Below are 12,777 nucleotides of genomic sequence, written 5' to 3'. Positions count from 1 at the left end.
ACTTACTTGCGCGCCAAGCGTGTGAGCACCAAGGCCTCGGCGAGCACAGCAGCTTTCAGGTCAGAGAGCGACTGAGACTCGTCCTCGGAGTGCGCGTTTGTCAGAGGATCCTCAACGCCAGTGACAACGACCTGCGCGTGGGGGAAGGTCTCTTGGAACTCCGAAATGAAGGGAATCGAACCGCCAACACCAATATTGACGGCCTGAACGCCCCAGGCATCAGTGAGGGCCTGCTTGACGACATGAGAAACCGGAGAATCGACGTCGGCAAGGTAGCCGGGGCCAAGATCTCGATCAGAAATCTCCACGCGAGCACCGAAGGGCGCATGCTCAAGCAAGTGCTTCTCGATCGCTTCCATTGCTTGACGCGGGTCCACGCCGGGCACTGTGCGCATCGACAGACGGAAACGAACATGAGGAATGATCGTATTGGAGGAGTTCGCAACCGAAGTCGTATCGAATCCGATCAGTGACACCGAAGGCTTTGTCCACGTACGTGCTGCCAAATCACCGCTTCCGGCCAGGCGCACCTGATCGAGCATTCCGCTAGCTGCCCGGAATTCGTCTTCGGGCCAATCCACCTCGGCGTGGTCGTCGCCGCCCAGCCCCTCAACAACGATATTTCCGTCCTTGTCGTAGAGGGAGGAAACGAGCAGAGCAGCACAGGTGGCAGCATCGATCATTGGGCCGCCGAACATTCCCGAGTGAACCGCGTGATCGGCAATCGTCAGGTCAACGGTAAATGCGCAATTACCCCGCAAGCTGGTCGTTACTGCGGGTTCTCCAACCTTCCAGTTGTCAGAATCGGTGACGATAATGACGTCTGCCTCGAGCTGATCACGGTAGGTCTCAAGGAAGTGAGTGAAGGAGGGCGAACCGATCTCTTCTTCGCCTTCGATGTACACGACGACGTTCGCGCTCAGCTCCTTGCCCAGGAGAGACAAAGAACCAAGGTGAACGATGACACCTGCGCCGTCATCTGACGTGCCGCGACCATAAATACGATCGCCCTTGACGACCGTCTTCCAAGGATCAGAGTGCCAACGTGCAAGGTCGCCCGTGGGCTGGACATCATGGTGCGCGTAGAGCAAAACCGTGGGGGCACCCTCAATATGTGCAGAGCGTGCAAGAATTGCGGGCTTGCCCTGTACTCCCTCAGGAGTGGTGACGGAATGAATCTGGGCATCCAGACCCAGTGCCTCGAAACGAGAACGAATATGTTCAGCCGAGCGTTCAACGTCAGCGTTGTGAGAGGGATCGGAAGAAACCGAAGGAATTGCAACAAGCTGTGAAAGCTCGTCGACCAATTGTGGGAAGAGCGCGTCGAGGCGCTCACGAAGTTCGTCAATAGCCATGTATCCAAGCGTATCGCTTCTGAGACGACCTGTATCAGTGCGCGGTTAAGGCCTGGTCAATGTGCCGATCGACTCTGCTATCTATTACCCTTAGAAGCGTGTTGAGTTCAAAGAAGTCAGAACCCGAAGAAACGCCTCAAACTCGCGCTGCGAGTGACCGTACAAAGAGCGGTCCGACTCCTACGCGCAAGGCTGCGCAGGCCCGTAATGATCACTCCTTGATCGTCGCTGATCGTAAAGCAGCAAAGAAGGCTGCACGTGAGCGCGCACGTGCCATGCGAGCTGAACGCGACCGCCTCGAGCAAGAAGCCTTGGTTACCGGCGATGAACGCTACATGCCTTTGCGTGACAAGGGCACAGTCAAGCGTTTTACCCGCGACTGGATCGACGCTCGTCGCTCGGCATCAGAATTCGTGTTTCCTGTGATGATCGTCTTTTTTGTCGTCTTCTTCGCGGTGTCGTTCTTCTCGTCAACTTCAGATCTTGCTCAGCGCGCACTCTTCATCGTCATGCTGATCATGTACGGACTGTTCTTGATTGCCATCGTTGAGTCCACGATGGTCTGGCGGAAGATTAAGCGCAGGCTTGGTGAAGTTCACCCGCGTGAAAAGATCCCGCCCCGTATGTGGTTCTATGTTTTTTCGCGGGCAATTATGCTTCGCCCATGGCGTTCGCCTCGCCCGCAGGTTGCTCGTGGGCAGTTCCCAACGAGGTAACCGACATCTAGGTTTTTGAGTGGTGGGTATCAGCTGTTGCTGATACCCACCAGTTTTATCCACAGCCTGCACTCCTATCGGCGTTTTCCACAGGTTTGTTCAGCGCTCCGCAGCGCAGTTGTGCGCAAGCGCAGACTGATGCCATCACTCTTCACGAAAGGACCTTTCCGATGGCATCCCATTCTCTTGCGTCACTACCAACGAGCGGCCTGTACGGAGCTTCCGGTTGGATCGAAGACAATGGCATTTTGCAACTCATGCGTCCCTATGTTGACTCCCCCAGCATCTGTGCAGACTTTGCACGTTTTTCGGGTGTAAACGGACGTATCGCACAGGAAGTACGCCCACTTCTCCCCGTTGATAACCTTGCAGATCGTCAAAACAATGCACCGCCGCTCGATTTGTTCTTTGAGGCAGCATTCGCCGATTCGCATGTACTCCTCGGAGGTTATCTGGTTCTTTCTCCGCGATGGGATGAACGAATGAGCATCGATTCCGTGTACATCGAGGACTCCTCAGCTCGCGACTATCAGGACTCTCCCTGGGCACTGATCTACGAAGATGGTGTGTGGGAACGCCTTCAAGAGCGATTGGGATTCGATGGCTATTGCAGGCCGGACGAATGCGAACCGATCGCGTGTATGGACGAGGCTCACGGTCCCGGTTGGTGGCTATGGTGGGACTGATGCGAACTAGCAGGCGTGGCACAATGAAGGAATGCTCATTGAACTGACAGCCCTATCCGCACCAGATGACCCTCGTCTTGCCGATTACACCTCCATGACGGACGTCAACCTGCGTAAAAGTCTGGAAGTTGAGCGCGGCTTATACATGGCAGAATCCACGAACGTCATCATTCGCGCTCTTGAGGCAGGACATCGCCCACGGTCCTTGATGATGGCACCCCGTTGGCTCCCCGATCTTGAGCCACTTCTTGAACACTTCCTCGGCGCAGCCGACGGCGGCGGCACTCCCGTCTTTATCGCTCCTGAAGAGCTACTCGAATCGATTACGGGATTTCACCTCCACCGCGGAGCGCTCGCGGCAATGCAACGCCCTGAGCTCCAAGCCGTCACTGAGCTGCTGAGTTCCTTGGGAGAAGGCCCCAAGCGTGTGCTGATCTTGGAAGACCTGGTCGATCATACGAACGTCGGCGCGGCTTTCCGAAGTGCTGCTGCTTTGGGCGCCGATGCCGTGCTCGTCACGCCGCAGTGTGCAGATCCTTTGTACAGGCGCTCAGTACGAGTATCCATGGGGACCGTGTTTCAAGTTCCATGGACCAGACTCGACAAGTGGCCGGCAAAAGATGAATTACACGCCGCAGGCTTTACCCTTGCTTCTCTTGCATTGAGTGATGATTCTGTAAGCCTCGACGAATTCATCACGATGCCGGCGATGACCGCACCAGACGCACGTCTCGCACTCATCATGGGCACCGAGGGGGACGGCCTCAAAAAGAGCACACTTGCCCAGACTGATTACGTTGTTCGAATTCCCATGATGGGTGGGGTTGATTCACTCAACGTCGCAGCAGCAAGTGCGGTTGCCCTGTGGGCAACACGCACAATTGGGAACTAAGCTCGCTCAGAAAGCTCAGAAACGATCTGAGCAATAACGTCGACGCACTCTTCCCAGCCGGAAACAGGACGCGTTGGATACCCTGCGGCCTTAACCGGATAGTCGTTGCCTGCCTCGTCAAGGCGATCGCCAATGAAGAGCATGTCCTGTGGGGCAATCCCCGTCATCTCAACAAGCTTTGCCATTCCATAGGCTTTGTCGATTCCACGGCGGGTGATATCGACCGACGTTGAACCGCCTGCACGCACTTCAAGATCGGGAACGTCCAAAGCAACAGCGTCCCGCAGCTTACGTTTTTTGTCTCCGCTAGGATCCCATGCGCGTTTCGCCTCGAGAGGAGCCTGCTGGCCAAGGGCAGAAAAAGTGATCTGTGATCCTCGGTCTTCGATGATCTCGCCCCATGGCTGTGCTTCCCACACTCCCTGTTCATGAGCGCGCAGGCGTAGCGACTTGATTGCACGCTCGCGTTCGTCCTGACTCAGATCATTCGCATAGACCTGATCCCAGTTGGAGTGATCTGCATTCCAGCGATAGTAACGCGTACCGCAGGTTGGCATGAGGTGAAGTTTCGAGAGCTGCTCGGAAGTTGCGTCCAGATTCTCCAGCAACTGTGCGCGAAATTGGCCGAACTCCCCACCTGAAATGACACACACAGGAACGACATCTAAAAGTGCGCGTAGTTGCTGAGCCATCGCAGATGGAAGCGCGGACTTCGAAGGAGCCAATGTGTCATCAAGGTCGAAAGCTACGAGGCGCACGCTATCCCCTATCGTGAGTTGGGCTCCGTAACAGGAGCGGTTGTTTCAGCCTCGTCCTCGCCAGGAGTCGGCAGGAGTCGAAGCATCACGAGTGAAGCAACAAGTCCTCCCCACACCAAAAGCACGGTGACGAGCATCATGATAATAGCAACGGCGTTCATGCCATCTCCTGATCAGTGGGGGTTGTCGAGGTGCGCTGAGGATGCGACCAGGGAACAAGAGTGAGAATCGCAGAGGCGATGAGGGCAATTGCCACCGATCCCCATCCGAAGATCGTCACTAAGTAGGTCGCGTATTCGTCGTACCCATTTCGCAAGCTCTTAATCAGTGAAGAAATGAGCATGAATGTGAGAACGGCGGGAATAACGATTCCAACCAGAAAATCCCAAACGGGCGGGATCGCCGGGGCAGAAACGGAATTGAGGTGTCTGCGCAGCCCCGCCAGACGCGGACGAACAAGGGCAGTGAACAGCGTCATTGCGACCGCGCAACCAACGACACCGACGTTGTTGATGAAGTTATCGACGATATCGAGTGTGTTGAGTCCTGAACGGGTGCCGAACAGTGCCAGTGAAATCACCGTTGCCGGGATTCCCATGACCAGCGAGGCCTTAATTGGTTGCATCGCGAACTTGTCCTGGAGTGCGCCCGAAACGACCTGAAGCAGCGAGAGCAAGGAGGTGATACCCGCCAAGACAAGTGAGGAGAAGAAGAGAACACCGAAGAGAGGCCCACCGGGCATCATCGAAATAATCTTCGGGAATGTTACGAAGGACAGGATCGGACCCCTCAGTCCCTGAAGTTCAGAAACCGCAACTCCTTGCGTGTGAGCCATGAAGCCAAGGGCTGAGAAGACGCCGATACCTGCAAGAATCTCAAAGGAAGAGTTTGCAAATCCCGCGACCAGAGCGGTGCCGGTCACGTTCGACTTCTTCTTGAGGTACGAGGCGTAGGTCAGCATGATGCCGAAGCCGACGGAGAGCGAGAAGAAGATTTGCGCGAATGCTTCAATCCACACCTTGGAATCGGTCAAGGCACTCCAATTTGGTGTGAAGAAAGCGTTGAGCCCTTCAAGCGCACCGGGAAGGAAAAGTGCGCGCACAACGAGTGCCAAGAAGAGGACGACAAGCAAGGGAAGGAAGACCTTGTTCGCCTTCTCAACGCCCTTGGAGACGCCGAAGGAGACAATCAGCAGGATGCACACCCACACAAGGAGGAGCGGCACAGAAACAGCTAGGACCGGCGTCCACGAAAATTCCTTGGATCCCACGGTTCCAAGGAAGGACGAAAGGAAGAAGGTCTTCGAATCGTTTCCCCAGGCCTCGTTGATCGAATAAACAACGTAGCTACTCGACCACGCGACAACAGCGGCGTAGTAGGTGATGATGACGAAACAAATAAAGACACAGAACCAGCCAAGGAATTCACCCTTGACGCTCATACGACGAAATGCCCACGGTGGCGTTCCACGGAACTTGTGGCCCACGGCGTATTCAAGCCACAGGATCGGGATACCGGCAAAAAGCAGGGCAACAAGGTAAGGAACAAGGAATGCTCCTCCGCCGTTGGTGTAGGCAACACCAGGGAATCGCCAAATATTGCCCAAACCAATCGCGGAACCGATTGCTGCCAGTAGGAAACCAGTTTGACTGGTCCATGTATCGCGCGTGCGTCGTTTTGCAGTTGGTGCTGCTGTACTCATGTAGACGTTTCCTTCCCTTATACAGGGCCAAACCTAGTAACGTCTCATGCTCCGGGCAATTTTATTCCATCATGCGAAACGAACACGAATAGCTCGATATCCCCAGCAAACAGCGAAAACCGCGGTTACCACGCAAACAATAGAAGCACCGGCGGGCAGGTCTAAGGACCACGACACGTAGATTCCGACGATCGAGCTGAGGACACCGATAGTGATGGCTCCCCACATCATCGAATGCAAAGAGTTCATCAGCAAACGTGCACTGGCGGCTGGGGTAATAAGAAGAGCAAGGACCAAGATATTGCCGATGATCTGAACGGAAATCACGACTGCGCCAGCAACACTGATATAGACCAATAGATCCAGAGCCATTACCGGCAATCCAGAGACTCGCGCACTTTCCCGGTCAAGACTGACCGCAACGATCTCCTTATGAAAGAAGGCAAAGACTCCCAAGATCAGCGCGGATGCTACAAGCACAAAAGGTACTTCCGATGCTGGGATCCCCGTCAGTGAGCCGAAGAGGAAGTCCTGGAGAGAGCCAGCGTAGCCCGGAGCCCAGGAAATAATGACCAAGCCCAGACCAAAGGCTCCAACGAAGAGAACACCGATGATTGAGTCTTCCTTCAAACGCCTATTTTGCGAAAGAAGTGCAACGAGCACAGCAGTTCCAACGCCAGCAAGCGTTCCTCCCAGCACCAGCGATCCCGAGCAGACGAAGGCAATGGCAAGACCAGGGAATACGGAGTGTGCTACGGCATCTCCAATGAATGACATTCCCCGCAAAACAACATGGCAGCCAACTACTGCGCACACACATGCAGCAACACATGTAACAAGCACTGCACGCGGTAAGAAGGCTAAGGCAGGGTTCGTTAAATCGTTGAAAAAATCGATAATGCTCAGCACTCACATCACCCCGAGGACTTTCAGCAAGGGATTCGAGGGGCGAATATCAAAGGTACGCATCCACACCTGAGGATCTCGAATATCCTCCGGTTTTCCAGAGGCAATAACCGTCGAATTCAGTAAGAAAAGCCGATCGCACGCATCGATTGCGCCAAGAATGTCGTGGGTCGTCATGACAATTGCGCACCCCGTGCGCGCAAGCCCTTGAAAGACATCGATCAGGCTTTCTTGGGTGGGCATATCGAGTCCGGTAAAGGGTTCATCCAGCAATAGCAACTGCGGACGCAGCGCAAGAGCCCGAGCAACCAGAACGCGCTGGCGCTGACCACCCGATAGCTCACCAATGACTCGCTCCCCCAGCTGCGCCAAGCCAACCTGATGCAGTGCTTCTTCAACCGCACGATGATCATCGAGGCGAGCTCTACGTCCCCAACCTATCCGAGGAGCAAGCGCGCTCAGGACAGCTTGACGGATCGTAATGGGAAAATCCCATGCAAACTCATGACGCTGCGGAACGTAGCCGACTGCGCGGGGCTGTAGTGGTGCCCCCATTGAGGTGATGCGCCTCGAGCGAGATGGGATCGCACCAAGGATTGCGCGTAAAAGAGTTGTTTTTCCGGCGCCATTGGGACCAATCAGTGCGCAAAATTCTCCGGGAGCAACAGTGAGTGAGACCGATTTGAGTACCTCGCGCCCGGGGTAGGAGACATCAAGGTCACTAATGTCGAGGGCCGAAACAGCGTTCTCAGACTCCATCAGGCACCGCTTTCCGACCCGAAACCACGGCGAACTTCCTCGCGCGCCTCCTCAATCTGTGCCTGCGTTCTCTTTGTACGACGAGCAACAAGAACGAAGGTGATCACACCCAAGACAAGGCAGATCCCTCCGTAGATGAAGAACTCTCTATTTCCCCCTTGCTGGCGCGCATCCTCGTGCGCGCTAGGTTGCTTGTTGGCCTTTGACGAGGCCGCGAGCGCAGTGGTCGTGAGCGCGCGGGCTTCCTCAACCTTGGCCTCGTCGCCTACGACGAATCGTAGAGTGTCGGCTACACACTGCGGAGAGTTGCTGTCACCAAAACACCAGCGGACGCTGAGCGTATACGCGCCGGGGGCAGAAAACGCCCAGTTCGCATGAACATGAGTATTAGCTTCGACCCAGATATCGGATTGAGAGGAAGCAGTCGAGTCGTACAAGACCGTCGGTGCTCCAAAAGCCCCGTCTTGAAGGAAGAGCCATGCTTGACCCGGGCCCTGGAGATTCCCCAAGGTCATCGTCGCACCATTGCCCATCACTTTGATCAGTTCCGGGTCTTGAGTATTCCATCCCAACCAGACAACATTGGGGTTTTGAGTTTGTGGAATAACCCAGTATGACTCTCCTTCGCGTGCGTGGAGGAATGAATAGCTCGGGTCGGAAGGTACCTGGAGCTTACCCGAATCCATCACGCGAAATACAAGGTTGTCTAGCGGGCGCCAAAGCGGGGTCTCACCGGAATCGTCACGTGCCAGAATCTCCGGTTTCGAATCGACGATCTTTGGCCCCAAGTCAACGTGACCACGTTCAATAACTGCTTCTTCTCGGACGACTTGTTCTGAAGAGTCCACATGTTGAGTTAACGAGTCATCGGCGCGTGCCGACAGTGCCACACCAAAACTCAGCCCGATACCGACAAGAAGCGCCATTATGCCCTGTGTCGAACGCACATGCCCCGTGCTGTTGATCATGAATGGTCCTTTCCTAAACACTGCGACAAAGAATGGGCGTTCGCACGCATCATCTCGATATACGTCGGAGCTTGTCCGTCCAAGGTGTCTCCATAAAGCCCACAGACCTGAACACCGCTCTCTTCGGCAACCTGAGCGATAACGGGATGACGGCTGCGTTTTTGCGGTTCCAAGAAGACCGCGGTAATTTTCATGTTCTTCAAGGTCTGCGCAACGCGTTTGCGGTCTGCAATCGAGGCTTCGCTACCGTCTTGAGCACTCAGGTAGCCAGCAATTTCGAAGTCATACGCACGTGCCAAATAGGCATAGGCGTCGTGAGTGGTCACAAGTTTCCTATCAAGTGGATTAATCTTCGCAATTGCCTGTGCGAACTCACGGTCGACCTCGTCAAGCTTGGCGATATAGGCCGAGGCGTTGGCTGCGTATTGCGCGCTATGCTCGGGGTCACGCGTCGATAAGGCATTTTCAATGACTCGCACATAAGCCTGGGCGTTGTGAATGTCATGCCATGCATGTGGGTCAATATCGCCGTGGACGTGTTTGCCCAGCACTGCTTGCGGCAGAACATAGGCTTGGCCATCCCCCGATCCGATGAATTCCCATCCCCTGCCTTTGGGAATTTCACGCAAGGTGCGTGAAGGAACATCGATCAGCACCCGCTTAAGGTCAAGAGAAGCAAGGGGTGAAGGAAGCCCGTTGCCCGTCTCGGGCGTTTCCAATAGTGGCGCGCCCTCAGGGACTCCACCGTCTTTTTCTCGGTCAACCATCAGGGTCAACGCGCGCGACTGCAGGTCCACGGTGATGTCACTGTGGCCTCGTCGGAGAAGAAAAAGCCCACGTTCGCGAGCAACTTCTTCCGAATCGATCCCCACGGCGAAGGTCACGTGTGAGGGGGGAAGCTCGATCGGCTCAGCATCCGGAGTGACGCGCAGGCGAGCTCGCAGATGCAGAGTGTAGATACCGGGCTGAGTAAAAACCCAGCTCATGTGCTGGTGTGCCCCAACGGGCAGAATTGAGGTATCTGTTTCCCAATGATTCCCGGTATCAACACCATCACGCGAAGCGAAAGCAATCTCAGGACTTCCGAAACTTGTCGTGATGTAGGCACTGGCATGGCCCGGTCCCTCGATACCAGTGACAGAGAGTTCTACCTGGGATGACCGTTTTGCCCCGATCTGGCTTCCATCACCATAGACTCGCATTCCGAGCCAGGGGGTATCAAGGGAGCGATCTTCTACAAGGGGAATGAGAGTCCCGCCAAACTTCGCGCTTTCTTCCGCAAGGGACAGCGAGAGAGCGTCCTTGGGAAGATTCGCATCGAGCGCACGAATCACCGAATGATCCTCCAGCATCAGGTAGTTCGTGACCGCAATATCCGCGTAGGCAATATCGCGAATACCCCTCAGACTCAGTTCCCACGAGTGCGGATCAGCGCCGTTGGGAATGAGCTGATGAACATCGACGTATTCCCCGCCAACGTTTCGCGCAAAGTCCGCCAAGATCCCCGTTGTTGCGACAATGCTGAGGCGGTGCGATGAAGCATCGTTATGCGGTGCACATCCTCCAGCTGCGCCAGCAAGAACGCACGTGACAATCGCTGATACGAAGCGTGCAAACTTCACCGTCTCACCCGCATATGCGTCGATGTGGCAATGCACCCGAATCCGATCAGGAGGGCTGCAAGGATCATCGGGGCAAGTTCCGCGGTCCCCGCGCCCGTTGATGCTAGGCTGCAGGGTTGTCCCGAGGCCGTGCGTCCGACGATTGCGTAAACCAGAGGACGTCCGTGCTCCCCCGTTCCTCCTGCCGCAATCAAGGAACCAGTAGCACCACTTCCACTTCCGCGCAGGTCTTTGCCGCGAGGCGTCACATTCATGGCGATCGTCAGCTGGTAGGAACCCGGTTCGGTGAACACCCAGTTTTGGTGGGCATGAGTATTGGCCGGCAGGGTATAGCTTGTTCCTGCGCCGTCGAAAACGTGAGTACCGATTCCTGCGCCCAAGCTTCCCGACTCAAATACTGCGACATTTCCGGGGCCTTGAACATCAAGGAGAGAGAAACGGACCTGACCGCTGGTTTCAGTCACGATTTCTTCGCGTTGCGAATTCATTCCGAGCCACGGAACGCCTCGTATCTGGGTGGCGGGGATCATCCATACGTCTTGTCCCACGCTCGCGGCGTAGCTGAGCGCCTCAGGAGCCTTGATCTTGGCCTTCTCCCCCAGTGCGAAAGTCATTGATGCGGGATCTTTCCACACTGCAGGTACGGCTCGGTCGTCTTTAATTCGCGCGACTAATTGGCCGTTTTCAATGGCTGGTCCCAGATCAAAGTGCCCGTCGGTAATTCCGCCTTCGCTACCAACGTGAACGTTCAGGGTCGTTATTGCTTGGTTGGGAGTCTCGTTATCACTACGAATTCGTGAAATTTCATCCTCGTTTGCTTCGCGAGTAATCCGGGTGGGAATACAGCGCTCTGCACCAAGGCGCTGGGGGGCATCACGCGTAAGTGATTCGTCGCCGTTTGTCCTCCCCGTATCAACTGCAGGGGGAAGCACTCCGCCACTCTCGGTCTTTGAATCCTTCGGAGACACCACGCCCTGGGCGCCGCCAACCTCAATGAGATAGTGAGCACTGCGCGTTGTTTCAAAGGAACCATCGTTTCGATAGGCACGTGCTTGAACGCTCAGCTCGTAGCTTCCAGCTTGAGAAAAGGCCCAGTTCGCGTGAGTGTGCGAGAGGTAATCTTGGACGATTGTCGACCCGTTTGGATCTAATTCGTAACCTCCTGTGCGCAGTCGCGACGAACGCCCTGCGACAAAGTCTTCGGTCCACAGCGAAATGCGTCCACCATTGGAATTTGTGTAGGAAACATCAAATTCAACGCGCTCGAAACCCGCAGGAGCAAGAGAAAGAACATCCCACCCTGGCCACGGCAGAGTTGGGTCTTGAGTTTGCGGGAGGAAATATCCGCTTCCTCCAGCAACAATGTCTTGTGGAAGAGAGTGTTTGAGCGCCGAAGAAGGAACGACAAGGCGTAGTTCTTCTGCTTCGTGTTGTACGCCAGATCCGGTGACGTCTTCCATCACTTTCAGAACAGGATGTCCTTGGGCGTCGAGCGTCATGTAGAAGAGGTCGATATGCCCGTGGTCAAGAGTGAGACGGCGCTCGGCTGAGTTCGCCTCCACGTTTGGTTGCGCTTCACGTCTGATTGCCGAGGCCGCCGCACTTTCGCGCGCCTCGCGACTATTCGGGAGCACAGCGGAGGCGCCACTTTGAGCAGAGTCCTTCTCCTGGGCGGTCTTAGGGGGAGAGGGAACAGTGGCTTGAGCGGACGGCTCCGTCACGCTCGCAGGCGCTTCAATGCTCGCGGTGAATTTGGCCTCGGAAATAAGAGAAGGATCACCTGCCTCGAGCGCTTCAAGAATGCGAAGTCGAAGCGAGCGGATACCAAGGTCAGCGAAGCGGAGCTGCACGTGCCCTGACACAAGATCTTCTTCCTCGGCTTCTAGGGAAAAGCCTCGGTAGAACTCGTGAGCGCCGTTGACATTTTCCTCAACTGGGGTACCAAAGCGGCGTTGCCCACTGCTTTCAATACTCAGTGCGGTGGGAGTGCCTTGTTCTTCAGCTGCATCCTCAGAATGGGTGGTCAATTCAATGAGATAGCGAGTTCCTTGGGTGAAGAGGGAGGGATTGAGTTCAACGCCGATTTCATATCCTTCAGCAAGGCCAAACTCTCCGTCGCGCTCTGCCGGAGTTGTTTGAAGCCTCAGTGCGCCATCTCGAAGAGGCGACTTCGCGCCATTGTCCCCCGGAGTACACAGCTCAATGCTATTTCTGTCATTGCCAGCATTGTCGCAGGATGTGACCTGGAGAGCGCTCGCCAGCCGAGGTTCCTCTGGGGAGGAGGAAAGACTATCCGCTTGAGCAGGAGGTGGAAGAAAGATCCAGGCGCTGATGAGCGAAATGGCGGCGAATAGTGAAATGAGTGCGCGCGCTACCTTAGGGCACAATGCTGACATGACCAACTCTCTAGAAT

The 12,777-nt window shown here is 55.4% G+C and carries 12 protein-coding genes; 3 read left to right on the top strand and 9 right to left on the bottom strand.

Translation table 11 applies throughout. The features are described from left to right. Positions 1 to 2: 2 nt before the first annotated feature. Entirely contained in the window at positions 3 to 1,355 is a 1,353-nt protein-coding gene (locus HMPREF1627_RS08875; RefSeq protein ID WP_034503033.1) for a M20/M25/M40 family metallo-hydrolase, read from the bottom strand. Positions 1,356 to 1,453: 98 nt separating this feature from the next. Here HMPREF1627_RS08875 and HMPREF1627_RS08870 point away from each other — a divergent pair, with 98 nt between their 5' ends. The 3 genes from HMPREF1627_RS08870 (at position 1,454) to HMPREF1627_RS08860 (ending at position 3,649) form a co-directional block, all read left to right on the top strand. Beyond that, on the top strand, positions 1,454 to 2,071 hold the full coding sequence (locus HMPREF1627_RS08870; protein ID WP_034503031.1) for a DUF3043 domain-containing protein: 618 nt from the start codon (positions 1,454 to 1,456) through the stop codon (positions 2,069 to 2,071). Positions 2,072 to 2,241: 170 nt separating this feature from the next. Then, positions 2,242 to 2,757: a hypothetical protein gene (locus HMPREF1627_RS08865; protein WP_034503028.1), complete on the top strand. Its 516-nt coding sequence runs from the start codon at positions 2,242 to 2,244 to the stop codon at positions 2,755 to 2,757. A 31-nt stretch (positions 2,758 to 2,788) separates the two neighbouring features. After that, positions 2,789 to 3,649, top strand: coding sequence for a TrmH family RNA methyltransferase (locus tag HMPREF1627_RS08860; protein WP_034503026.1), 861 nt, complete (start codon positions 2,789 to 2,791; stop codon positions 3,647 to 3,649). Here HMPREF1627_RS08860 and HMPREF1627_RS08855 read toward each other — a convergent pair. From HMPREF1627_RS08855 to HMPREF1627_RS08825, 8 genes are all read right to left on the bottom strand, one after another. Then, positions 3,646 to 4,407, bottom strand: coding sequence for an HAD-IIB family hydrolase (locus HMPREF1627_RS08855; protein ID WP_034503024.1), 762 nt, complete (start codon positions 4,405 to 4,407; stop codon positions 3,646 to 3,648). The two genes, HMPREF1627_RS08860 and HMPREF1627_RS08855, sit on opposite strands and share 4 nt — an antisense overlap. Positions 4,408 to 4,415: 8 nt before the next feature. Then, positions 4,416 to 4,568 (bottom strand): methionine/alanine import family NSS transporter small subunit, encoded by a 153-nt coding sequence (locus tag HMPREF1627_RS10260; RefSeq protein WP_081940808.1) that lies wholly within the window; start codon positions 4,566 to 4,568, stop codon positions 4,416 to 4,418. Next, complete coding sequence (locus tag HMPREF1627_RS08850; RefSeq protein ID WP_034503022.1) at positions 4,565 to 6,109, bottom strand: sodium-dependent transporter; 1,545 nt, start codon at positions 6,107 to 6,109, stop codon at positions 4,565 to 4,567. Before HMPREF1627_RS08850 ends, HMPREF1627_RS10260 begins: the two co-directional genes overlap by 4 nt. Before the next feature lie 69 nt (positions 6,110 to 6,178). Next, positions 6,179 to 7,018 carry an anchored repeat-type ABC transporter permease subunit gene (locus HMPREF1627_RS08845; protein ID WP_034503019.1) on the bottom strand — a complete coding sequence of 280 codons (840 nt, stop codon included), beginning with the start codon at positions 7,016 to 7,018 and terminating at the stop codon, positions 6,179 to 6,181. Further along, positions 7,019 to 7,774: an anchored repeat-type ABC transporter ATP-binding subunit gene (locus HMPREF1627_RS08840; protein WP_034503017.1), complete on the bottom strand. Its 756-nt coding sequence runs from the start codon at positions 7,772 to 7,774 to the stop codon at positions 7,019 to 7,021. Further along, a complete protein-coding gene (locus tag HMPREF1627_RS08835; protein ID WP_034503013.1) occupies positions 7,774 to 8,742 on the bottom strand; it encodes a choice-of-anchor M domain-containing protein in 969 nt (322 codons plus the stop codon). The genes HMPREF1627_RS08840 and HMPREF1627_RS08835 overlap by 1 nt, the downstream gene beginning before the upstream one ends. Beyond that, positions 8,739 to 10,364 carry an anchored repeat ABC transporter, substrate-binding protein gene (locus tag HMPREF1627_RS08830; protein WP_052040913.1) on the bottom strand — a complete coding sequence of 542 codons (1,626 nt, stop codon included), beginning with the start codon at positions 10,362 to 10,364 and terminating at the stop codon, positions 8,739 to 8,741. Before HMPREF1627_RS08830 ends, HMPREF1627_RS08835 begins: the two co-directional genes overlap by 4 nt. Further along, positions 10,361 to 12,760, bottom strand: coding sequence for a TIGR03773 family transporter-associated surface protein (locus tag HMPREF1627_RS08825; RefSeq protein WP_234305304.1), 2,400 nt, complete (start codon positions 12,758 to 12,760; stop codon positions 10,361 to 10,363). The genes HMPREF1627_RS08830 and HMPREF1627_RS08825 overlap by 4 nt, the downstream gene beginning before the upstream one ends. Positions 12,761 to 12,777 lie beyond the last annotated feature (17 nt).

The sequence above is a fragment of the Actinomyces sp. S6-Spd3 genome (assembly GCF_000758755.1).
In the GTDB taxonomy this organism is placed as follows: domain Bacteria; phylum Actinomycetota; class Actinomycetes; order Actinomycetales; family Actinomycetaceae; genus Pauljensenia.
Note: the sequence above shows the minus strand (reverse complement) of the source record. Positions and strands in the feature narration are given on the sequence as shown.

Bases quoted from the DNA above. Each gene is read 5' to 3' on its own strand.
- HMPREF1627_RS08840 (WP_034503017.1), bottom strand. From the start codon at position 7,774: ATGGAGTCTGAGAACGCTGTTTCGGCCCTCGACATTAGTGACCTTGAT.
- HMPREF1627_RS08835 (WP_034503013.1), bottom strand. From the start codon at position 8,742: ATGATCAACAGCACGGGGCATGTGCGTTCGACACAGGGCATAATGGCG.
- HMPREF1627_RS08860 (WP_034503026.1), top strand. From the start codon at position 2,789: ATGCTCATTGAACTGACAGCCCTATCCGCACCAGATGACCCTCGTCTT.
- HMPREF1627_RS08850 (WP_034503022.1), bottom strand. From the start codon at position 6,109: ATGAGTACAGCAGCACCAACTGCAAAACGACGCACGCGCGATACATGG.
- HMPREF1627_RS10260 (WP_081940808.1), bottom strand. From the start codon at position 4,568: ATGAACGCCGTTGCTATTATCATGATGCTCGTCACCGTGCTTTTGGTG.
- HMPREF1627_RS08825 (WP_234305304.1), bottom strand. From the start codon at position 12,760: ATGTCAGCATTGTGCCCTAAGGTAGCGCGCGCACTCATTTCACTATTC.
- HMPREF1627_RS08865 (WP_034503028.1), top strand. From the start codon at position 2,242: ATGGCATCCCATTCTCTTGCGTCACTACCAACGAGCGGCCTGTACGGA.
- HMPREF1627_RS08875 (WP_034503033.1), bottom strand. From the start codon at position 1,355: ATGGCTATTGACGAACTTCGTGAGCGCCTCGACGCGCTCTTCCCACAA.